We start from the raw sequence: 21,788 nt of genomic DNA, 5'->3' as shown, positions 1-21,788 counted from the left end.
GCCCCTCGGGTGAGGAGCCCTCCACGGATCACGGACTGGCGAAGATCAGCCGACGGCGATGGCGAAGACGTGCATCGCGCCACCGCTGACGTTCGACGGCAACGTCACGCTCGCCACCGTCTTACCGGCGTCGAGGGTGATCGGCGCGGTGCCGAACACCATCGTGCGAATCTGCTGCGGGTCGGTGCCCGAAGCGTTGCGGTACGGCGTGGACAGCACGATCCGGTTGCCGAACGACGGCTGCGCGGCGCCGCCGCCCAGCGTCCAGTCGGACACGCCGACCGTGGCGGTGGACATGGTGCCGTCGGTGTAGGTGATGGTGAGCGTGCCCTGCGCGTTGCCGTTGGAGCCGGCGCCGAGCAGCGCGAGCCGGCCCGAGCCGGTCACGGTCACCTTCTGGCCGTTGGCCACCACGTTGTCCGGGTCGCCCGCCGGGAACGACGGCCATGTGAAGTTGAGGCCGTCACTCGTCACCGTGCCGCCCGGCTTGGCTCCGGCCGCGGCCAGCGCGTCGGCCGAGTAGCTCCAGCCACCGCCGTCGAAGTTGGCCTTGGTCGAGTCGGAGTCGGGCGAGATGCCGGCGTTGTCCACTGTGGCCAGCCAGCTGCCCGGCTGCGCCACGAGCACCGTGAGCACGGCCTCGGTGCTCGCCAGTCCCGGCGCGGAGAACGTGACCGAGATGCGGCGGGCGCCGTCGGCGGTGCCCGCGGGAACGGTCACGTTGACCGTGGCCTGTGCCTTGCCGTTGGCGGGCACGGCGACCGAGCCCGACGCGGGCGAGAGAGTGATGCCGTCGGCGCTACCCGCGGTGTAGGTCCACGTCTTCGCGGTGCCGGACAGGTCCTGCACTCCGACGCTCGCCGTCGCGGTCGAGCCCGCCGGGGTCACCACGCGGGCCGGGTTGGCGAACGCCAGGCTCGGCTTCTCCTGCTCGCGGAACGACGGCGGGGCGTCGGCCGCCGCGGCACCCCACTGGGTGGCCGTGGCCGAGCGGGTGAAGTCGAGCGTGCCGCCGGTCGAGATCAGGGCCTCGGGCAGCCACGACTTCGAGGCCGCGCCACCGTTGACCTTCAACGAGCCGACGTAGTCACCGGTGCCGGGCGCGTTGATCGTGATCTTCTTGCCCGCGCCGGTCGTGAGCACGGCGTTTTCGAACCGCGGCGTGGACAGCAGCACCTCGGCGCGGCCCGGGATCTCCGGGTAGACGCCCAGCGCGGACCACACGTACCAGGCAGACATCTGGCCGAGGTCGTCGTTGCCGATCAGGCCCTCGGGACGCGGGTTGTAGAGCTCGTCCATCGACCGGTGCACGATGGCCTGGGTCTTGGCCGGGGCACCCGCGTAGGAGTAGACGTAGGGCGCGTTGGAGTTCGGCTCGTTGCCCATGAAGGCGAACGGCTCCTGCGTGCCCGCGTTCAGCTGCGTGAAGAAGGTGTCGAGCCGCGACTGGGTCGCCGTGTCGCCGCCGAACGCCGAGACGACGCCGCCGAGGTCGTAGGGAACCATCCACTCGTACTGCGCGCCGTTGCCCTCGACCCAGCCCTGCGAGCTGGCCGGGTCGTACGTGCCGGCGAAGGAGCCGTCGGCGTTGCGCGGCTGCAGGTGGCCGGTGCCCGGGTTGTAGAGGTTCTGCCAGTTCTGCGCGCGCTTCATGAACGTGGTGCACGTGGCGCTGTCGCCGAGGCGCTTCGCGAACTGCGCGATGGCGAAGTCGGCGCTGGTGTACTCGAGCGTGTCCGCGCCGGCGCCGGGCACGTAGCCGAGACGCATGTAGTCCGCGAGGCCGGGACGCTCGGTGTAGCCCTGGGTGGGCTGCGTGGCGCCCTTGATCATCAGCAGCAACGCCTTCTGGGCGTCGAAGTCACGCGCGCCGAAGGCGTACGCGCTGGAGACGATGATGTGGTAAGGGTCGCCGTTCATCACGCCGGTGTAGTCGTTGGCCACGGTCCAGCGGTCCCACGAGCCGCCCTGCTCGGCGTAGGCCATCATCGAGCGCACGATGTCCGACGTCTGGGCCGGGTCGATCGTGGCCAGCAGCGGGATCTCCGAGCGGTAGATGTCCCAGCCGCTGAAGTTGGTGTACATCGCGTGGCCCTTGTCGGCCTTGTGGATCCGGCCGTCGAAGCCCGGGTAGGAACCGTCCACATCGGAGAACACGTTCGGCTGGATCAGCGAGTGGTACAGCGACGTGTAGAACGTGGTCATGTCCGCGTCGGCGCCGCCGCTCACGGCGACCTTGCCGAGCTGGTCGTTCCACGCCTTGCGCGTGCCGGCCGCGATCTGGTCGAACGACTTCTTGCCGTTGTTCTCGGCCTTCAGGTTCGCCTTCGCGCCGTCCACGGACACGAACGACAGGCCGACCTGCACGTTGACCTGCGCGCCGTCGAGGTTCGCGAAGGTCACGTAGCCGCCGCTTCCCGGGCCGCTCACGGTGGTGTCCTGCGTCTTGGCCTTGGCCGGGCGCGCGATGGCGGCGTTCACGCCGTTGGGCTGCGCCACCTTCGCCTTGGCTCCGCCGGTCTCCGACGTTTTGCCGGGCGTCACCGCGCCGTTCTTCCACGTGCCGATCGAGGCGAACGGGGTGTCGAATTTCGCGGAGAAGTACACGCGGTAGGTGTTCTGCGCGCCGCAGAAGCGGCCGCTGGTCGCCCAGCCGCTGATGGTGTCCTTGCCGATGGTGATCGACGCGTCGTCGGTGCCGTTGACCGAGCCGGACGTGTTGACCAGCAGCGTCGAGGACGCGCCGGCGGGGTAGGTCAGGCGCGCGGAGCCGGTGCGCTGCGTCGCGCTCAGCTCGACCTTCGCGCCGCTGTCGAGGGTGACGTCGTACTCGCCCGCGGTGGCGTGCTCGTTGTCGTGGCTGAACTTCGACGTGTAGTGGCCCGGGTCCGTCGCGGGCGAGGTGCTGACCTCGCCGACGTACGGGATGAAGGGGATGTCCTCGTACGTCGAGCAGCCCGCACCCGAGAGGTGCGTGAGGCTGAAGCCCGTGAGGGCGTTGTCGTCGTAGAAGTAGCCGCCCGGCTGCGACTTCACCGTGTCCGGGCTCCACTGCACCATCCCGAACGGCGCCACCGCGCCCGGGAACGTGTTGCCGGCACCGCCACCCGTGCCCTGGTCCTCACCGCCCGGCCGGGTGCCGACGAAGGGATTCACCCACTTCGCGAAATCAGTGTCCGGGGCTTTCGCGGCCACCGCCGCGGTGGCCGGCGCGACCGCCGCCACCACCGCCGTGGCCAGGAAGATCAGTCCGGCTCTCCAGCGCGCTCGCGCCATCGCCATCGCCTCTCCAGTCGTCGGCGCGACTCGGCCGTCAGGGCCGCGGAGGAGTGGGATGACAACCTTGTCGCGCACACCGTCGATGCGGGCAACCTTGGGCAATCCCTCACGAAAACGTCAAGCCTGCCGTGAGAGCCTGTCCGGTTCAGGACACACTGATCAGCCATCTGCCTCACAACTTTCGCAGGCTGAATCCCATTCGGCGCGAAGCGGGCATTGACAGCGACCCGGCTTTTGGTGTGCAATCTGCGCCACTATGACAACGTTGTCTCCTCATGGCCGGGAAGCGGACGGGCTTCCCCGCCCGGCAAGCCGACGGGCCACGATGAGCGATGTGGCCCGGCTCGCCGGCGTCAGCATCAAAACCGTGTCCCGGGTGGTCAACGACGAGCCCGCGGTGCACCCCGACACCGCCGAGCGCGTGGTGGCGGCCATCGAGCAGCTCGGGTTCCGCCGCAACCTCGGCGCCCGCAACCTGCGTCGCGGCTCGACCACGGGCACGATCGGCCTCATCGTCGAAGACGTCGGCAACCCGTTCTACTCCGAGCTCAACCGCGCGGTGGAGCGCATCGCCACGTCGTTCGGCCGCCACGTGCTCACCGGTTCGTCGGAGGAGAACTCCGACCGCGAACGCGAGCTGGCGCTGGAGTTCTGCGCGCGCCGGGTCGACGGGATCCTCGTGGTCCCGGCCGGCATGCAGCACGGCTACCTCGTGCCGGAGATGCGCGCGGGCACGCCGGTGGTGTTCCTCGACCGCCCGGCCGGCGACATCGTGGCCGACACCGTGCTCGTCGACAACCTCGGCGGCACCATCGACGCGGTCACGCACCTGGTGCGGCACGGCCACCGCCGCATCGCGTTCCTCGGTGACAGCCCCGACATCTTCACCGCGGCCGAGCGTCTGCGCGGCTTCCGCGAGGGCTGCGTGCGCAACGGCGTCTCCTACGACGAGAGCCTCGTCGTGATGCGCACGCCGACGCCGGAGACGATCGCCCACGCCGTGGCGACGCTGCTGACGGGTCCCTCGGCCGCGACCGCGGTGATCGCGGGCAACAACCGCGTGGCCGTGCACCTGCTGCGCGCGCTGGCCCACGCCGATCACCGGCCCGCCATGGTGAGCTTCGACGACTTCGAGCTGGCGGACCTGCTGGACCCGCCGGTGACGGTCGTCGCACACGACGTCAGCGCCCTGGGGCACGCGGCGGCAGAGCTGCTGTTCGCGCGGATCCAGGGGGATCAGTCCGCACCCAGAAAGGTAGTCCTGCCCGTGCATCTCGTAGCCCGTGGTTCCGGTGAGGTCGCCCCGTGAGCACGCACCTCGAACCGATCCGGCTCCCGGCCAACCAGCCGCCGCAGTTCTACCGCGGTGGCGACGCGATCGCCGCGCTGCGCGGTGCCACCGGCACGGACTCCGGCCCTTCGAAGGCAAAGTTCGGCCCGGAGGACTGGGTCGGCTCCGTCACCACGATGTTCGGCCAGGACACCAACGGCCTCACGAAGCTCCCCAGCGGCGTCTGGCTGCGCGACGCCGTGCGCGAGAACGCCGAGGCGTGGCTGGGTTCCGCGCACGTCGCCAAGCTCGGCGACTCCACCGGCCTGCTGGTGAAGCTGCTCGACGCGGGCCAGCGGCTGCCCGTGCACTTCCACCCGTCCGACGAGTTCGCCAAGCAGCACTTCGACTCGCACTTCGGCAAGACCGAGGCGTGGATCGTGGTGGGCACCTACGGCGACGACCCGCGCGTGTACCCGGGGTTCAAGGAGACGGTGAGCAAGGCGACCGTCGCCGAGTGGACGCGCGAGCAGGACGCACCGACCATGCTGGGCGCGCTCAACAGCGTGGCAGTGCAGGCCGGCGACACCGTGTACATCCCGGCCGGGCTGCCGCACGCGATCGGCGAGGGCGTGTTCGTGGTGGAACTGCAGCAGCCCACCGACTTCTCGCTCACGCTGGAGTGGCGTGACTTCCTGGCCTCGCCGGAGAAGGGCCACCTCGGCATCGGCTTCGACACCGCGATCGAAACGCTCGACACGTCCGGCTGGGACGCCGAGCGGCTCACCACGATCGTGAAGCACACCGCCGAGGACAAGGCCACGTCGGTCGATCTGCTGGCCGCGGGTTCCGACGAGTTCTTCCGCGCCGACCGCGTGCAGCTGACCGGTGGCTCCCTGGCGTTCGACCCGTCGTTCTCCGTGCTCGTGGTGCTCGACGGTGCCGGCACGCTGCGCACCGAACACGGCGGCGAATTCTCCCTCGCCAAGGGCGAGACCTATGTGGTGCCGTTCGACGCCGGGCAGGTCGAGGCGTCAGGCACGCTCACCGCGATCCGCTGCCGCCCGCCCGCACTCGAGAAGAGGTAGGCCCAAGAGCGAGATCCTGCTGGACGCGGACCTCACGAAGCACTACGGCTCGGTGGAAGCGCTTCGCGGCGCTTCCTTCCAGGCCCACGCGGGTGAGGTCACGGCCCTGATCGGCGACAACGGTGCCGGCAAGTCGACGCTCGTGAAGTGCCTTTCCGGCGCCGAGCAGCCGACGTCCGGCAGGATCCTGCTCGACGGCTCCGAGGTTCAGCTCGACTCCTCCGTGACGGCGCGTCGGCCCGGGATCGACACGGTGTACCAGGACCTGGCCGTCTCGCCGGAGCTCGACCCGGCGGCGAACCTGTTCCTGGGCCGCGAAATCCACCGCAAGGGTTTCCTCGGCAAGATCGGCATGCTCGACAAGGCGGAGATGCGCCGCCAGGCCGTGGAGGAGTTCCAGCGGCTCGGTGTGACGCTGCAGAGCACCTCCGTGCCCATCGGCTCGCTGTCGGGCATCGCCGTGGTGCTGATCAGCCACAACATGCCCGAGGTGCTGCGGCTGGGCAAGCGCGTGGCCCGGTTCGCAGGGGCGGCCACGAAGCTCGAAGACCTCGTGGCGGCGATGACCGGCGCCCTCGTTCAGGAGGAGGCCGCGTGAGCACGCCCACGAAGGACATCCAGACCACTGTGGACGGTGGATTCGCCAAAGTGCCGCTGGGCGAGCGGCTGATCGGCGCCAACACGTTCTGAATCGCGCTCGTGCTGCTGGCGCTGATCATCGTGTTCACGGTGCTCGCGCCGGCCGAGTTCGCGACGCTGTTCACGCTCCAGACGACGCTGATCGAGACGTCGGTGCTGCTCGTGCTCTCGGTGGGCATGACGTTCGTGATCATCACCGCCGGCATCGACCTGTCCGTGGGCTCTGCGCTGATCTTCGCGGGCATGGTGGCCGGGAAGACGATGGAAGCGTCAGCCCCGGTAGCAACGCGACCGGCGCGGGCTGGGGCGTGATCTTCGCCGGGCTGGTGGCGGCGGTGCTCGCGGGCACGATCTGGGGCCTGATCAACGGCTGGCTCATCGCCGTCGCCGACATCCCGCCGCTGGTCGTCACGCTCGGCGCGGCGTTGCTGCTCAACAACGGTTCCGACGTGCGCAGCGTGCCGACCGCGCTGAACAAGACGCTGGGCTACGGCACGTCGTTCGCCGGGGTTCCGAACCTCGTGCTGGTGGCCGTGGTGATCACGCTGACCAGGTTCCTGGCCGGCGTGGCCGGGGGTGATCGGCGTGTTCATCCCGGTCGTGCTGAAGAAGGGCTTCAACATCACGCACGTGCGGGACTTCTGGCAGATGATCGCGGCCGGCGCGCTGGCTTCGGCGGCTTCGCTTCTGGCCGCGTGCGGCTCCGGGCAGGTGGGCCAGAGCAGCGACTCGGGTGGCGCGGCGAACTCAGCCAACAGCAAGAAGCTCACGCTGGTGCCCGGCGTGCAGGCGGAGCCGTTCTACATCTCGATGCAGTGCGGCGCGCAGGAAGAGGCGAAGAAGCTCGGCTACGAGCTCACCACGCAGGCGCCGCAGAAGTTCGACGCGACCATGCAGACCACGATCGTCAACGCGCTGGGCGCCAACCCGCCGGCCGCGCTGCTGATCGCGCCGACCGACGACCAGGCGATGCTCGCGCCGATCCAGCAGGTGAAGAACCGCGGCACGAAGATCGTCGAGGTCGACACGTCGCTGCAGGACAAGAGCGTGGCCGAATCGTCGATCTCCTCGGACAACACCGCGGGCGGCAAGCTCGCCGCGCAGACCATGGCCAAGCTCGCGGGCGACAAGCCTGGCTCGGTGCTGATCCTCGACACGATCGCGGGCACGTCGACCACGGCGGCGCGCGCGAAGGGCTTCGAGGACGAGCTGAGGAACCACCCGAACCTCAAGTCGGCCGGCATCCAGTTCACGCAGAACGAGCCGGAGCAGGCCGCTTCGAAGGTCACCGCGGCGCTGGCCTCGACGCCGGACCTGATCGGCATCTTCGCCACCAACCTCAACACCGTTGAGGGCGCGGCGACCGGCCTGCGCAACGCGGGCAAGATCGGCCAGGTCAACCTGGTCGGCTTCGACGCGAGCCCGTCCGAAGTGGACGGCCTGCGCAAGGGCGAGTACCAGGGCCTCATCGCCCAGGACCCGGCCGCGATCGGCACCCAGGGCGTGCAGCAGGCCGTGGCGGCGCTGGAGGGCACGCCCGTGACACGGACCCTCACCGCGCAGCTGCACTCCATCACCAAGGACGACATGGACGCGAACTCGCAGTACTTCTACAAGCAGAGCCGCTGACCTTCCCGGATTCTCGAAGGGGACTTTCCCGCGCGGAAAGTCCCCTTCGCCGCGTTCGGGGCTAGGATCTACTCCCCCAGACTCCGTCGCCGAGGGGAGCCCGCCGATGACCGAGGGTGTCCGGCTGCCGTGGCGCGCCGCCGCGCGCGCCGACCCCGTGCCGGTGCTGGCCGCGGCGCGCAAGATCACCGACGACCTCATCGACGGCCTGGCCGGCACCCACGCGCGGCGCGCGGCCCACGGGCTGCGGCGGCTGTTCGGCGCGGCCGGCCTGGGGCTCACGGACCTGCCGGGCTCGCTGCTGTGGTCGGGCCGGCCGGGGCCCGACGCCACCGTGGCCCACGTGCTCGACGAGGTACTGCACAGCGAGGAGCCCGCTTCCGCCGACGGGGTGGAGGCGGTGCCGCTGCACGTCCACGACGAGCTGGCCGGCGCGTTGCTCGTGGTGGGCGCGCGCGGTTCGGAGGTGGTGCAGCAGGCGGCGGACGTCGTGGTGCAGGCACTGGAGCGCGGCCGGCTCGAGGCGTCGGCCGACCACGCGGCGCAGGCCGAGCTGCGGGCGTTGCGGGCGGAGATGTCGCCGCACTTCGTGTACAACGCGCTGACGGTGATCGCTTCGCTGGTGCGTTCGGAGCCGGACCGCGCGCGGGATCTGATGCTCGACTTCGCCGACTACACGCGCTACAGCCTCGCGCGCCACGGCGAGTACACCGTGGTGGCCGAGGAGTTCCGCGCGGTGGAGACGTACCTGGCGCTGCAGCGCGCGGTGCTGGGCGAACGGCTGAAGGTGCAGGTGCGCGTGGCGCCGGAGGTGCTGGCGGTGGCCGTGCCGTACCTGGTGCTGGAGCCGCTGGTGGAGAACGCCATCCGCCACGGCGTCGAGCCGCGCGCGACCACCGGGCTGGTGCAGGTCCACGGGCAGGCGGAAGGGAACGACTGCGTGATCAGCGTGGAGGACGACGGGGTCGGCATGGACCCGAAGCTGGCCGCCGACATCCTCGCCGGCCGGGTCACCGAGGGCAGCGGCCTCGGGCTGGCCAATGTGGACAGACGACTGCGCAACGTCTACGGCGCCTGGTACGGGCTGACCGTGGAGACGGAAGTGGGTGCCGGCACGCGCGTGGTCGTGCGGGTGCCGCGGTTCCAGCCGGGGGTGCTGCCGTGAGCGGGCTGCGGGTGCTGGCCGTCGACGACCTGGCGCCGGCGCTGGACGAGCTGTGCCGGATGCTGCGCGAGGCCCCGGAGGTCGGCGAGGTCGTGGGCGCGGGCGATGCCTTGCACGCGCTGAAGCTGTTGCAGGCGGACCACTTCGACGCGGTGTTCCTCGACATCTCCATGCCGGGTCTGGACGGGCTGGAGCTGGCGACGCTGCTGGCCCGCCTGTCGGAGCCGCCGGTGATCGTGTTCGTGACCGCGCACGACGGTCATGCCGTCGCGGCGTATGGCATCGGCGCCGTGGACTACCTGCTCAAGCCGGTGCGGACGGAACGGCTGGCGGCGGCGTTGGCGAAGGTCGTGCGCATGGCGCCTTCGGAAGCCCAGCGCGCGGCGCCGGACGCGATGGCCGCCCTGCCGGTCGACGCCGGCGGCCGCACGCGGTACGTCCGCCGCGACGACGTGTTGTTCGTCGAGGCCCACGGCGACTACGTCCGTCTCCACACCCGCGGTGGGGTGCACCTCGTGCGCATGCCGATCTCGCGGCTCGAGGAGTACTGGGAGGGCACCGGGTTCACGCGGGTGCACCGGGGTTATCTGCTGTCCGTGTCCGCCGTACTGGAACTGCGCAGCGACACCACGGGTGGACTGCTGGCCCACACCCCCGTCGGCGACGTTCCGGTGAGCCGAAGGCACGCGCGGGAGCTGCGGGACCGATTGCTGGAGGCGGCGCAGCAGGGGCAGCTGGGGTCGTCCTGGTGAGGGCCGACTTGGCGAGAGCCCTGTGAGCCGGGTCCGGCGGGTCGTCGTGATGAGCCCGCAGACGCGCCTCGCCCGCTCCCGCAGGCAGGCGCGCGGCCGGTGGCGGATGCCGCGCCTGAGGACCTCGGACGCCGAACGTGCCGCCGTGCTTTACCGAACGCAACGCAAGCGCGGCATCCCCGCGCTGGTCGCCATGTTCGTGCTCGTGCTCGGGCTGCCCGTGGTGTTCGCCGCGGCGCCGGGGCTGGACGGGGTGCGAGTGTGGGGCATTCCGTTGTCCTGGTTGATGATCGCGCTGCTGCCCTACCCCGTGATGGCCGGGCTGGCGCGCTGGCAGCTGCGGCGCGCGGAGAAGGCCGAGGAGCGGTAGATGGACCTCGCGCTGGCCGTGACGCCCGTCGTGCTCATCACGCTGCTCATCGGCGTGCGCGGGGTGGCCGCGATGCGCACGACGTCGGACTTCCTGGTGGCCTCACGGCGGATCTCGCCGTTCGTGAACTCCGCGGCGGTGTCCGGGGAGTACCTGTCGGCCGCGTCGTTCCTCGGGGTGGCGGGGCTCGTGGTGAAGGACGGCGTCGGCGCGCTGTGGTACCCGGTCGGGTTCACGGCGGGGTACATCGCGATGCTCGTGCTCGTCGCGGCGCCCATGCGGCGGTCCGGGGCGCTGACGGTGCCGGACTTCGCCGAAGCGCGCCTGGCCTCGCCGGCGCTACGACGGATCGCGGCAGTCGTGGTGCTGGTGATCGGCACGATCTACGTCGTCCCGCAGTTCCGCACGGCCGGGCTGGTGCTCACGGCCGTGGGCGGCACGCCGTACTGGGTCGGCGTGGTCATCGCGGGCACGGCCGTGAGCGTCACGCTCGCGCTGGGCGGCATGCGCGCGGCGACGTACGTGCAGGCGTTCCAGTTCTTCCTGAAGCTGCTGCTGTTCCTCGTACCCGCGCTGTGGCTGGTACTGCACGTGAGCGACGCCGACCGCGACGCCGCGCTCACGCCCGTGGAGTTCACCCGCTTCACCCACGAAACGCCGGTGGACTTCGAGCACGACGTGACCGTGGTCCTGCGCGAGCCCACCACCATCGTCACCGCGACCGGGCCGCGCACGCTCCCGCCGGGCGAGCTGACCGTCCACAGTGGAGAGCGCCTGGTCTTCGCCACCAACGCGCCCGTGCCCGACGTCAGCGACGGCGCCGCGCTCGGCGGCCCCGACTGGCAGCGGCCGCTGCTCGACCTCGACAAGGGCTATCCGCTGCTGGGCACGTGGGCCGTGCTCATCGCGACGATGCTCGGCACCATGGGCCTGCCCCACGTCCTGATGCGCTTCCATACCAGCCCGGACGGTCGCGCCGCCCGCCGGACCGCCGCGATCACCGTGGCGCTGCTGGGCGTGTTCTACCTGTTCCCCGGCGTCTACGGCGTGCTCGGCCGGGTGCTGGTGCCCGAGATCTACCTCTCCGGCGACACGGACACGGTCGTCGTCGCGCTGCCGGCGCAAGTGGACACCGGCTGGGCCGGCGAGCTGTTCACGGCGCTGCTCACCGCGGGCGCGTTCGCGGCGTTCCTGGCGACGTCGCTGGGCCTGCTCCTGGTGATGTCCGGTGCCATCGCCTACGACCTCATGCCCGGGGGCCTGCGCCGCCTGCGCGTGACCGTGGTGTTCGCCGCCGCCGTGATGGTGGTGCTGGCGCTGCCGTCGGCGCAGCTCGACGCCGGGGTGCTCGTGACGTGGGGCTTCACCGTGGCCGCGTCGACGTTCTGCCCGCTGCTCGTGCTCGGCATCTGGTGGCCGCGCCTCACGGCCGCGGGCGCGATCAGCGGTGTGGTGACGGGGCTGGTCGCGTCGTCCGGCTCGATCCTGTTCGCACTGGCCGGGCCGCGGCTCGACGGCTGGGTGGCGATCTTGGTGTCACAACCGGCACCCTGGTCGGTACCACTCGCGTTCGGCGTGATGGTGGCCGTCTCCCTGCGCGGCCGCCCGCCGTCCTGGGCCGGCGCGGCGATGCTCCGCCTGCACCTCGACGAGCGAGCGCCCGGCCCGGAGCCGCCCCATTCGTCCGCGCCCGCGTACCGCTCGTCGACCGTTCGTCGTGTCGCCCGGCGTTTGAACCGCTGACGCTTCCTCACGGGCGCTCGCCTCCCTACTGTGGCGCGGACCACAATCCGCAGCGTCGCGAGGGAGTGACGATGAGTCCCACCGACACCGACCTGACCGGTGACCCGCCGGACATGGACTGGGAACACGTACAGGAGAGCGCCGAGTTCAGGCAGCTGCGCGGCCGGTTGCGCCGCTTCGTCTTCCCGATGACTGCGCTGTTCCTGGCCTGGTACCTGCTGTACGTGCTGCTGGCGGACTACGCCCACGGCTTCATGAGCACGAAGATCGCCGGCAACTTCACCGTGGGCCTGCTGTTGGGCCTGCTGCAGTTCGTGTCGACCTTCCTCATCACGTGGCTGTACGTGCGCTACGCCAACCGGAAGCTCGACCCGCTGTCCGAGCGGATCCGTGAAGACATCGAGAACCCGGCCGCCGCCAAGGAGTCCGAATGAAAACCCTCGCGGCAGGCGTCGAGGGCAGCAACCCGACGCTGAACATCATCATCTTCGCGGTGTTCGTGCTGATCACGCTCGTGATCGTGTTCCGCGCGAGCCGCAACACGAAGACGGCCTCCGACTACTACGCCGCCGGGCGCGCGTTCACCGGCCCGCAGAACGGCATCGCGATCAGCGGTGACTACCTGTCGGCCGCGTCGTTCCTCGGCATCGCGGGCGCCATCGCGGTGTACGGCTACGACGGCTTCCTGTACTCGATCGGCTTCCTCGTGGCCTGGCTGGTCGCGCTGCTGCTCGTGGCCGAGCTGCTGCGCAACACGGGCAAGTTCACGATGGGCGACGTGCTGGCGTTCCGCATGCGGCAGCGTCCGGTGCGGGCCGCGGCGGCGATCTCGACGCTGATCGTGTCGTTCTTCTACCTGCTGGCCCAGATGACCGGCGCCGGCGGCCTGGTGGCGCTGCTGCTGGGCATCGAGGGCAAGGCCGCGCAGTCGGTGGTCATCGCCGTGGTGGGCGTGATCATGATCGCCTACGTGCTCATCGGCGGCATGAAGGGCACCACGTGGGTGCAGATCATCAAGGCCGTGCTGCTCATCGTCGGCGCGCTCGCGATGACGCTGTGGGTGCTCGGCAAATACGGCTTCAACTTCTCGGCTCTGCTGCAGGGCGCCGTCGACAAGGCGGGCAAGGCCGGTGAGACGCTGCTCGGGCCGGGCAAGCAGTACGGCGCCACGGGAACGTCCAAACTGGACTTCTTCTCGCTCGGCATCGCGCTGGTGCTCGGCACGGCGGGCCTGCCCCACGTACTGATGCGCTTCTACACCGTGCCGACCGCCCGCGAGGCCCGCCGCTCGGTGGTCTGGGCGATCGTGCTGATCGGCGTGTTCTACCTGTTCACGCTGGTGCTCGGCTACGGCGCCGGCGCGCTCGTCGGCCCGGACGACATCAAGGCCGCCCCCGGCGGCGTGAACTCGGCGGCGCCGCTGCTGGCGTTGAACCTCGGCGGGCCGGTGCTGCTGGGCCTGATCTCGGCGATCGCGTTCGCCACGATCCTCGCCGTGGTGGCCGGCCTGACGATCACCGCGTCGGCCTCCTTCGCCCACGACGTGTACGCGAACGTGGTGAAGCGCGGCAAGCCGACGCCGGGTTCGGAGGTGCGCGTCGCACGGATCACCGCCGTGGTCATCGGTGCGGTCGCGATCGTCGGCGGCATCCTGGCCAACGGCCAGAACGTCGCGTTCCTCGTGGCGCTCGCCTTCGCGGTGGCGGCGTCGGCCAACCTGCCGACGATCCTGTACTCGCTGTTCTGGAAGCGGTTCAACACCCAGGGCGCGCTGTGGAGCATCTACGGCGGGCTCATCGTTTCGCTGGTGCTGATCGTCTTCTCGCCGGCGGTGTCGGGCAAGCCGATCGACGCGAAGACGGGCAAGAGCGCTTCGATGCTGCAGGGCGTGGACTTCCACTGGTTCCCGCTCGACAACCCGGGCCTGGTGTCCATCCCGGTCGCGTTCTTCCTCGGCTGGCTCGGCACGATGCTGTCGAAGGAGCACAACGCGAAGAAGTACGCGGAGATGGAGGTGCGGTCCTTGACGGGGGCGCATGCGGAGAAGGCTGTGCAGCACTGAGGTTTGCACGCTGAGGTTTGCGTTGTAGGAGCGGGCCGGGACCGGTTTGGTCCCGGCCCGCTTTTTGCCTGGGGTCCTACAACCCGAGCGGCAGCACCAGTTCCAGGTTGGTCTTGCGGACCGGCGTTCCGTCGACGGCGCCGCCCTCGTTCGGCACGATGCCGCCGGCGGCGACGCGGTCGAGGGTGCGCAGGCCGAGCGGGCCGACGGTGCCGAACACGGTGTAGTCGGGGCGCAGGGTGGAATCGCCGTAGACGAGGAAAAACTGGCTGCCGTTGGTGTCGGGGCCGGCGTTGGCCATGGCGACCAGGCCACGGGAGTAGATCCGGCCCGGGCCCGACGGGTTGGTGGTCGAGGGCGGCAGGTCGGTGGGCAGTTCGTCGCGGAAGCTGTAGCCCGGGCCGCCTTCGCCGGTGCCCGTCGGGTCGCCGCACTGCAGGACCTGCAGCGTCGGGTACGCGGTGAGGCGGTGGCAGGTCGTGCTGTTGAAGAAGCCGTGGCGGGCCAGGTGCAGGAAGCTCTGCACCGTGCACGGGGCTTCGGCGCGGTCCAGTTTCAGCGGTAGCAATCCCTGGTTGGTGATCACGGGGACGTCGACCTTGCCGCGGTCGGGGGTGTGCTGCGGGTCGGGCGGCAGGGGCACGGGACGGGCAGCGGGTTCGTCGGGCGTTTCGGTGTACTGGCACGCACCGTGGGTGGTGGTGGGCGAAGCGGCCGGCGTTGCTTGCGCTGCCGGCGTGAACGCTGCGCACAGCGCACCGACGGCCAGTGTGGTGACGAGGAGCCTCTTCATGCGATATCCCTCCCAGTGAGAGGGGCAGTATACGAACGGTCCGGACCATTCGGCTTCCCGCGAAAGTCGGGCGCTCACGAAACGCTGACGGGCTCCTGACAACTGTTCCCTAGCGTCCCGGGTCATGATCACTCGCCTCTTCCTCAGCGTGGTGGCGGTCGGCGCGGTGGCGGCTGTGCTGCCGGCCGTCGCGTCCGCCGCGACCGGACCGGTCGTGCAGCCCCTGGCCGTCTCCGCGGCCGAACAGCAGGCCGTGCTCGACTACTGGACCCCCGAACGGATGAACGCACTCACGCAGCCTTCGTCGGACAACCCGCCGACGGGCGGCCCCGACGGCGCGCCCTGGACCACCGGCAACGCCGTGTCCAAGACGGTCGGCCGGCTCTTCTTCACCGACCATGGCGAAGATTCCAGCTGCACGGCCACCGTGGTGGCCGGCGCGAACCGCAGCACCGTCGTCACGGCCGGGCACTGCGTGAACAACACCGACCTCCTCGGCGAGAACAACCAGTGGAACGCCCACTCGATGTTCGTCCCGGGCTACCACGACGGGCAGGCGCCGTACGGGAAGTTCGTCGGCCGCTTCGGCGTCGCGGACAGCACGTGGCTCGCGAACGACCAGATCGACGCGCAGAAGTTCGACACCTTCGACCAGGCCTTCGTGGTCCTCAACCGCGGCGCGTATGGCGTTTCCGTGCAGGACAAGGTGGGCGCGGCGCAGAAGATCGGCTTCGACCGCCCCGGCGGCGCCGACGTGTACCAATTCGGGTACCCACGAGCTTCGGCCGACCCCGCGCGTGAAGGCCTGCCGGAGTACACGGGCGCGCGCCTGGCGTTCTGCACGGGCCCGGCGCGCGAATGGCCGGGCACCCCGGACTTCCCCGACTCGCCGAACCAGTGGGGCACGGCGTGCGTGATGGGCGGCGGCTCCAGCGGCGGCCCGCGCCTGCGTGACTTCGACGCGAAAACCGGCCTCGGCACGGTCGTCGGCGACAACACGCAGGCGGGCTTCTTCGACGCCGCGGGCAAGCCGTGCGAGCGCGACGCGGGGTGCACGAGGTATCTGGTGGGTCCGCAGTTCAGTACGGCGGTGACGAAGCCGTTGTTCGAAGCGGCTCAGCACGCCTGACGCTGGTGAACGACGAAAGGCCGGGCAGCTTGCCCGGCCTTTCGTCGAGAAAACGCTACTTCGCGGCCGGAACCCGCAGCAGCAGAGCGTCGCCCTGGCCGCCACCGCCGCACAGGGCCGCGGCACCCAGGCCGCCGCCGCGGCGGCGCAGCTCGTGGATCAGGTGCACCGCCAGCCGAGCGCCCGAGGCGCCGATCGGGTGGCCGAGAGCGATGGCGCCGCCGTTGACGTTGACCTTCGACGGGTCCAGGCCGAGCTTGTCCGACGACACCACGCCGACCGCGGCGAACGCCTCGTTGATCTCCACCAGGTCGAGGTCGCTCACGTCGAGCTTGGCCTTCGCCAGGGCCTTGCGGATGGCGTTGGACGGCTGCTCGTGCAGCGACGCGTCCGGGCCCGCGACGACGCCGTGGGCGCCGATCTCGGCCAGGGGCGTGAGGCCCAGCTGGGCGGCCTTCTCGGGGCTGGCGACGATCACGGCCGCGGCGCCGTCGGAGATCTGCGACGACGAGCCGGCGGTGATGGTGCCGTCGGAGGCGAAGGCGGGGCGGAGCTTGCCGAGGCCGTCGACGGTGGTTTCGGCGCGCACGCCCTCGTCGGTGGAGAAGACGATCGGGTCGCCCTTGCGCTGCGGGATGGTGACGGGCGCGATCTCCTCGCGGAAGAAGCCGGCCTCGATGGCGGCGGCGGCACGCTGGTGGGAGCGCGCGGAGAACTCGTCCTGCTGCTCGCGCGTGATGCCGTAGCGGGTGTTGTGCTTCTCCGTCGAGGCGCCCATGGCGACCTGGTCGAAGGCGCAGAACAAGCCGTCGTGGGCCATGTGGTCGAGCATCGTCACGTCGCCGTACTTGAAGCCGCCGCGGGACTTCGGCAGCAGGTGCGGCGCCTGCGTCATCGACTCCTGGCCGCCGGCCACGACGAGGTCGAACTCGCCGGCGCGGATCAGCTGGTCGGCGAGCGCGATGGCGTCGAGGCCCGAGAGGCACACCTTGTTGATCGTGAGCGCCGGGACGTCCATCGAAATGCCCGCGGCGACAGCGGCCTGGCGGGCGGGAATCTGGCCGGCGCCCGCGGTGAGGACCTGGCCCATGATCGTGTACTCGACCTCGGACGGCGAAACCCCGGCCTGCTCCAGCGCGGCCTTGATCGCGATGCCGCCGAGCTGCGCCCCGGTGAAGTCCTTCAGCGAGCCGAGCAGCCGCCCGATGGGGGTACGGGCCGCACCCAGGATCACGGAACCGGACACGTCGTCCTCCCAAGAATTCTGAACACCGACAGTCTCATGACTGTACCCGGGCCCGCGGCTTCTTGATGGAGCCAGTGTGAGGGGGCGCACGTCTTGGATGGACTCAGTGGTTTTCAGGGGGCTTCACCAGGGTGGTGGCCCTTATCCTGCCCCCATGAACACTGAGTCCATCCAAGCCGTGCTCACCCCGTTCGTGACTGCGATCGACCACGTCGGGATCGCGGTACCCGACCTCGACGAAGCGATCGCGTTCCACAAGGAGCACTTCGGCCTGGAGGTCGCGCACGAGGAGGTGAACGAGGAGCAGGGGGTCCGCGAAGCGATGCTGCGCGCGCCTGGCACCGCGGGCACCGAGACGATGATCCAGCTCCTCGCACCCCTGCGCGACGACTCGACGATCGCGAAGTTCCTCGGCCGCAACGGGCCCGGCCTCCAGCAGCTCGCCTTCCGGGTGTCCGATGTGGACGCCGCCGCGGCCGCCCTGCGCGAGCAAGGCCTGCGACTGCTGTACGACGACGCCAAGCGCGGCACGTCGAACAGCCGCGTGAACTTCGTGCACCCCAAGGATGCGGGCGGTGTGCTCGTGGAGCTGGTGGAGCCGGCTGCGCGTTAGGACTCTTTCGCCTTCAGCCACTTGCAACGAGAGTGCGGGTTCCTGGTGCAGGGCCGACGCGTCATACTTGATCTCCGTTACGCGCCGCCACCAGACAGCCCGGAGGACCCGCCGGATGGCCAGCCAACTCCAGGAAGCTGCCAGCCGGCTCCAAGCCCTCGCGACCAGCCTGCCGTTGGCCGCTGCCCAGGCCCTCACCCAGGAGCTGGACAGCGTCGCGACCGTCGCCGCCGCGATCGCCGGCGGCTCGTAGATTCGCTCCGGAGCGCGTCCGGCAGGATCGCCTGGAAAGCCTTCGCCAGCGTCGGCACCCGCGGATCAACAGCGAGTGCAGCGGGCCCGTGATCGCGTCGGCAATTCACCCATCGGATCTTCGCCGGCGAAGGGCGAGTGGGTGCGCTCCGACGGCACGATCGTCCCGATTCGCAGCGGTACCGTCGACGACTACTACCAGCGGGTCAACGAGTTCGTTGCCGCGAACCTTCCGCCTGCTCGGCGGAAGGTCGCGCGGCTGGCCTCGCACATGGAAGTCAAGGTCGCGATCGAAATGCGCAACCGGGGCCTGACCGAAGAGACGGTCGTCGTCGACCGTTCGGTATGCGGCACCCGAGACTTCGACAGCTCAGCACCACTGACCTGCGACAAGCAGCTCGAGACCACGTTCCTCGCCCCCGGCTCGATACTCCACGTCGCTCAACCGGACGGCAGTACCATCACCTACACAGGACGGGAGGAACACGCGTGACCCTCACCGCGTACGGCCCCACCTTCCAGAACGGCGAGGAAGGCGGGTTCAACCACGAGCTCACCACCGAAGACGACGTGCGCCAACTGGTCGATCTGCTAGCCCGGGACGGCGTCTTCACCGCCACTGTGGAAGCCGAACACGGCGTCGTGGACGCTCACGTCCAGCACGGCTACGGCTATCTCCTTTACAACGGTGAGGAGATGATCGCCGCCTACACCAACGGCGACCCTGCATCACCGGAAGTCACCGATTCTGAAACCGGCTTCCCCGCAGGATCTGGAATCCCGCTCGGCCAATTCACCGACGCTCTCCTCGAACTGCTGAAGACAGGGCGACTCCCTCAGGTCGTCCCATGGAACGGCACCCAGATGATCGTCACCGACTGACACTGCCCCGCCGTAAACGCCATATCCTCCCCACGGTTCCGCTCGAGGCGCACCCGCCGGAGCCGCACACTAGGACTCCTTCGCCTTCGCCGACAACGCGTTGGCCAGGAAGGTGAGCTCACCGTCGAACTCGGCGGGGCGGTCGTCGCCGGAGTGGCGGGCGGTGGCGTGGCGGTGGCTGACGGCGCGGGCGAGCAGGCCCGACGCGCTGTCGAGGTCGGCGACGGCGAGGCGGCCGCCCGCGGCGCCCACGATCACCGAGCGGACCAGGCGCACGAGGTGCTGGAAGCGTTCTCCGAGTGCGTCGCGCACGACGTAGTGGGTGTCGGCTTCGCGCCAGAGCACGTGGGACAGGCCGAGCGACCCGGCGAAGCGGCGGTCGAGCTCCGAGACGAGCCGGCGCAGCGACCCGGCGAGATCACCGGGCACCACCACCGCGGCGGGCTCGATGTTCTCGTCGGGCAGCCGGGCGACCAGCGCCGCCAGCAGGTCGGACTTGCGGCGGAAGTAGTAGTGGACCAGACCCTTCGGCACCCCGGCGCGCTCCGCGATGCGGGACGTCGGGGTGGCGTCGAAGCCGGACTCGGCGAAGAGCGCCTCAGCCGCGCAGAGGATCCGCTCCTTCGCCGAGTCATCCGTCATGTCAGCTCCTTCAGTGCGGCATCGCCGTCCGGTGGGCGGCGGTGGCCATCGGCATCGCGGCGGCGCCGGCGATGATCGTGAGCGCACCGGCGACCCAGGACGTCCAGGACGCCCCGTTGAACTCGGTGTACCCCATCACCCACGGCGCGATGAACAGCAACGCCCCGAGGACGACCTGGACGCCCTCGCCGTAGACGACACCGGGCGCCGCGAGCGACACCAGGCCGTCGATGGCGATCAGCGCACCGAGGATCACCATCGTCCACATCGTCATCGTGTCCGTGCTCAGCCAAAGGGGTGAAAGAGCGGCGACAACACCGATGACGACCTCGGCCCAGTCGTGGGGCCGGGTCCAGGCGCGCGTCGAGACTTCACTCATTCGTGCTCACCTCCGCAGAGAACCTGCTGTTCAGAAAGTTTCCCTGCTTCGATCATGCGCCTTGATTGGCCGGCCGGTCAAGATTTGTAGGTCACAGTTGCGCACAACCGGTTCCGGCGTGGTTTTCAGCCATCGGGCTACTGTGTTCCGCCGCTCGGCGCAGGCTCGTCCGGACACCGTGGGTGCTCACCCGTCCGTGACCCCGTAGCGGCTACGGTAGGGCCATGAGCCTTGGCGAGGAACGGGAGCTTGTGCCGCTGGGAGCCGGCTTCGACGTGGCGAAGCGCGGGTACAGCCGAGCGCAGGTCGACGAACACCTGGAACGGCTGGACTCCGACCTGAAGATGCTCACCGGCGACCGCGACGCCGCCATCGCTCAGGCGGGTGATCTCGCCCGGCAGTTGGAGATCGCGCGCGGTGAGATCGCCGACCTGCGCGGGCAGGTCGACCGGCTGGCGCAGCCGCCGACGAGCGTCGAGGGCCTGTCCGAGCGCCTGCAGCGGATGCTGCGCCTCGCGCAGGACGAGTCCGCCGACACGCGGGCGCGCGCCGAGGCCGAGGCCGGCCACATCCGCGCCAAGGCGGAGACCGACGCCAGCGCCATGCGCGCGCGGTACGAGCAGCTGCTCACCGAGCTCGACCTGCGCCGCAAGGAGATGGAAGCCGAGCACCGCAAGGTCCTCGAGGACGCCCGCGCCGAGGCGAAGTCGATCACCGACAAGGCCGAGGCCGAGCGCAACAAACTCGACGCGGAGTCCGAGGCCCGCCGCACGCAGGTCGAAGAGGACTTCGAGATCGCCATGGCCGCCCGCCGCACCGAGGCGATGCGCGTGCTGGCCGAGCAGGAGGCCGCGTCGAAGGCCGAAGCCGAGCGCCGCGTGCGCGAAGCCGCCGAGGACGCCGCCGCCATCCGCGCCAAGGTGCTCGAAGAAGAAACAGTGGCCCGCGCCGACATCGAGCGCCGCCAGCGCGAGTCCGTCGCCGACGCGAACAAGCGCAAGCAGGACTCGATCACCGAGGCCAACGCCCGCCTCGCCGAAGCCGCCGACGAGGCCCGCCGCCGCGTCCGCACGGCCACCGACGAGTCGAACCGCCGCATCACGCAGGCCAACGAGCGGGTCGAGGCGCTGCGCAACGTCCGGACCAGCCTGGCCGAGCAGGTGCGCCAGGCGCGCACGGTGCTGGCCGAGGCCCACCACGTGCTCGGCGAGGCGGACACGCTGGTGCCGGCGGACATCAAGGCTTCCACCGAGCCGAAGACCCCTGTCCCGGCTGGCGCCCCCGCCGGTTCGGGTTCGGGTTCGGCCTCGGGCGACGTCGAGAAGACAGTCCGCCTCCGCACCAACGACGTCCCGAAGCCCCAGCCCCAACCCGCTTCCGGCCGGGCCGGCAAACCCACCGGCGACTGACCTCCTCCGAACGAGGCTCGTCTGTTCCCAGCAACCCGGGTCCCCGACCCGGGTTGCTTGCCGTCCCGACCACCCACGATCCCCCGGCCCGGACCTTCCAGCCCCGCAGCGCGACCCCAGAAAGCCCCCAGCGCCGAGCCACCCCGGCACACCCAACGCGACGGACCGCCGCCCGACCCACGCCCCAAATTGGTCACTGTCCGGGCCAGACGCACTCGCACTGCCCGGAGTTTCCGGCCCCCCGCCCAACCCCGCGAAGGCGCCCGAATACCCGAGCCGACCCGGGCGCACCTCGGGCCAGCACACACCCAACACGACAGATCGAGCCCCGGGTCCTGGAGGCGACCACAGCGCGAGATCGCGCCGGTGTTGGGATAGAGCGGTGCGATCGGCCGCCAGGGCCATAAGACCCCACAATACCAAAACCCGCGCAAAAGCCATATAGG

General features: G+C 70.2%; 21 protein-coding genes and 1 pseudogene. 17 read left to right on the top strand and 5 right to left on the bottom strand.

The window, feature by feature from the left end:
* Positions 1–45: 45 nt before the first annotated feature.
* On the bottom strand, positions 46–3,282 hold the full coding sequence (locus tag AB0H62_RS38710; protein ID WP_360591630.1) for a GH92 family glycosyl hydrolase: 3,237 nt from the start codon (positions 3,280–3,282) through the stop codon (positions 46–48).
* A gap of 322 nt (positions 3,283–3,604) precedes the next feature.
* Here AB0H62_RS38710 and AB0H62_RS38705 point away from each other — a divergent pair, with 322 nt between their 5' ends.
* The 11 genes and pseudogenes from AB0H62_RS38705 (at position 3,605) to AB0H62_RS38655 (ending at position 13,997) form a co-directional block, all read left to right on the top strand.
* Positions 3,605–4,588 carry a LacI family DNA-binding transcriptional regulator gene (locus AB0H62_RS38705; protein WP_220237528.1) on the top strand — a complete coding sequence of 328 codons (984 nt, stop codon included), beginning with the start codon at positions 3,605–3,607 and terminating at the stop codon, positions 4,586–4,588.
* Positions 4,585–5,637: a class I mannose-6-phosphate isomerase gene (locus tag AB0H62_RS38700; RefSeq protein ID WP_220246900.1), complete on the top strand. Its 1,053-nt coding sequence runs from the start codon at positions 4,585–4,587 to the stop codon at positions 5,635–5,637. Before AB0H62_RS38705 ends, AB0H62_RS38700 begins: the two co-directional genes overlap by 4 nt.
* Positions 5,638–5,650: 13 nt before the next feature.
* A complete protein-coding gene (locus AB0H62_RS38695) occupies positions 5,651–6,235 on the top strand; it encodes an ATP-binding cassette domain-containing protein (RefSeq protein WP_360591802.1) in 585 nt (194 codons plus the stop codon).
* A pseudogene (locus tag AB0H62_RS38690) lies at positions 6,232–6,945 on the top strand (ABC transporter permease); the annotation flags it as partial. The gene AB0H62_RS38695 and the pseudogene AB0H62_RS38690, both read left to right, overlap by 4 nt.
* Positions 6,925–7,905: an ABC transporter substrate-binding protein gene (locus AB0H62_RS38685; RefSeq protein WP_360591801.1), complete on the top strand. Its 981-nt coding sequence runs from the start codon at positions 6,925–6,927 to the stop codon at positions 7,903–7,905. The pseudogene AB0H62_RS38690 and the gene AB0H62_RS38685, both read left to right, overlap by 21 nt.
* Before the next feature lie 106 nt (positions 7,906–8,011).
* Complete coding sequence (locus AB0H62_RS38680; protein ID WP_360591627.1) at positions 8,012–9,070, top strand: histidine kinase; 1,059 nt, start codon at positions 8,012–8,014, stop codon at positions 9,068–9,070.
* Entirely contained in the window at positions 9,067–9,822 is a 756-nt protein-coding gene (locus AB0H62_RS38675; RefSeq protein WP_220246897.1) for a LytTR family DNA-binding domain-containing protein, read from the top strand. The genes AB0H62_RS38680 and AB0H62_RS38675 overlap by 4 nt, the downstream gene beginning before the upstream one ends.
* Positions 9,823–9,844: 22 nt before the next feature.
* Positions 9,845–10,192, top strand: coding sequence for a hypothetical protein (locus AB0H62_RS38670; protein ID WP_220246896.1), 348 nt, complete (start codon positions 9,845–9,847; stop codon positions 10,190–10,192).
* Complete coding sequence (locus AB0H62_RS38665; RefSeq protein ID WP_220246895.1) at positions 10,193–11,935, top strand: cation acetate symporter; 1,743 nt, start codon at positions 10,193–10,195, stop codon at positions 11,933–11,935.
* Between the two features lie 71 nt (positions 11,936–12,006).
* Positions 12,007–12,369 (top strand): DUF485 domain-containing protein, encoded by a 363-nt coding sequence (locus AB0H62_RS38660; protein WP_220246894.1) that lies wholly within the window; start codon positions 12,007–12,009, stop codon positions 12,367–12,369.
* A complete protein-coding gene (locus tag AB0H62_RS38655; RefSeq protein WP_266118322.1) occupies positions 12,366–13,997 on the top strand; it encodes a cation acetate symporter in 1,632 nt (543 codons plus the stop codon). Before AB0H62_RS38660 ends, AB0H62_RS38655 begins: the two co-directional genes overlap by 4 nt.
* 76 nt (positions 13,998–14,073) lie before the next feature.
* Here the strand turns inward: AB0H62_RS38655 and AB0H62_RS38650 are convergent, their stop codons facing one another.
* Positions 14,074–14,790 carry a peptidylprolyl isomerase gene (locus AB0H62_RS38650; RefSeq protein WP_360591624.1) on the bottom strand — a complete coding sequence of 239 codons (717 nt, stop codon included), beginning with the start codon at positions 14,788–14,790 and terminating at the stop codon, positions 14,074–14,076.
* 124 nt (positions 14,791–14,914) lie between these two features.
* Between AB0H62_RS38650 and AB0H62_RS38645 the strand changes: the two genes are divergently transcribed.
* On the top strand, positions 14,915–15,919 hold the full coding sequence (locus tag AB0H62_RS38645) for a hypothetical protein (RefSeq protein WP_360591622.1): 1,005 nt from the start codon (positions 14,915–14,917) through the stop codon (positions 15,917–15,919).
* A gap of 55 nt (positions 15,920–15,974) precedes the next feature.
* Here AB0H62_RS38645 and AB0H62_RS38640 read toward each other — a convergent pair whose 3' ends face one another.
* Positions 15,975–17,165 carry an acetyl-CoA C-acetyltransferase gene (locus AB0H62_RS38640; RefSeq protein WP_220246890.1) on the bottom strand — a complete coding sequence of 397 codons (1,191 nt, stop codon included), beginning with the start codon at positions 17,163–17,165 and terminating at the stop codon, positions 15,975–15,977.
* Positions 17,166–17,319: 154 nt separating this feature from the next.
* Here AB0H62_RS38640 and mce point away from each other — a divergent pair, with 154 nt between their 5' ends.
* The 4 genes from mce to AB0H62_RS38620 all read left to right on the top strand — a co-directional run bounded on the left by mce (position 17,320) and on the right by AB0H62_RS38620 (position 18,912).
* The gene (gene mce / locus AB0H62_RS38635) at positions 17,320–17,778 is read left to right on the top strand and encodes a methylmalonyl-CoA epimerase (RefSeq protein ID WP_360591619.1); all 459 of its coding nucleotides are present in this window, start codon (positions 17,320–17,322) and stop codon (positions 17,776–17,778) included.
* A 115-nt stretch (positions 17,779–17,893) separates the two neighbouring features.
* Positions 17,894–18,031 carry a hypothetical protein gene (locus AB0H62_RS38630; protein ID WP_220246888.1) on the top strand — a complete coding sequence of 46 codons (138 nt, stop codon included), beginning with the start codon at positions 17,894–17,896 and terminating at the stop codon, positions 18,029–18,031.
* A 75-nt stretch (positions 18,032–18,106) separates the two neighbouring features.
* Entirely contained in the window at positions 18,107–18,523 is a 417-nt protein-coding gene (locus AB0H62_RS38625) for a DddA-like double-stranded DNA deaminase toxin (protein ID WP_360591617.1), read from the top strand.
* Positions 18,520–18,912, top strand: a complete 393-nt coding sequence (locus AB0H62_RS38620; RefSeq protein WP_360591615.1) for an Imm1 family immunity protein — start codon at positions 18,520–18,522, stop codon at positions 18,910–18,912. The genes AB0H62_RS38625 and AB0H62_RS38620 overlap by 4 nt, the downstream gene beginning before the upstream one ends.
* A 69-nt stretch (positions 18,913–18,981) precedes the next feature.
* Here the strand turns inward: AB0H62_RS38620 and AB0H62_RS38615 are convergent, their stop codons facing one another.
* Both AB0H62_RS38615 and AB0H62_RS38610 read right to left on the bottom strand, forming a co-directional pair.
* Positions 18,982–19,554, bottom strand: coding sequence for a TetR/AcrR family transcriptional regulator (locus AB0H62_RS38615; protein WP_360591613.1), 573 nt, complete (start codon positions 19,552–19,554; stop codon positions 18,982–18,984).
* A gap of 10 nt (positions 19,555–19,564) precedes the next feature.
* Positions 19,565–19,933 carry an SPW repeat protein gene (locus AB0H62_RS38610; RefSeq protein ID WP_220246884.1) on the bottom strand — a complete coding sequence of 123 codons (369 nt, stop codon included), beginning with the start codon at positions 19,931–19,933 and terminating at the stop codon, positions 19,565–19,567.
* Positions 19,934–20,157: 224 nt separating this feature from the next.
* Here AB0H62_RS38610 and AB0H62_RS38605 point away from each other — a divergent pair, with 224 nt between their 5' ends.
* Positions 20,158–21,342, top strand: coding sequence for a chromosome segregation protein (locus AB0H62_RS38605; protein ID WP_360591611.1), 1,185 nt, complete (start codon positions 20,158–20,160; stop codon positions 21,340–21,342).
* Positions 21,343–21,788: the final 446 nt, after the last annotated feature.

It is taken from the genome of Amycolatopsis sp. NPDC050768 (genome assembly GCF_040654155.1).
Taxonomy (GTDB): domain Bacteria; phylum Actinomycetota; class Actinomycetes; order Mycobacteriales; family Pseudonocardiaceae; genus Amycolatopsis.
This window is presented reverse-complemented; position numbering and strand designations above follow the sequence as displayed.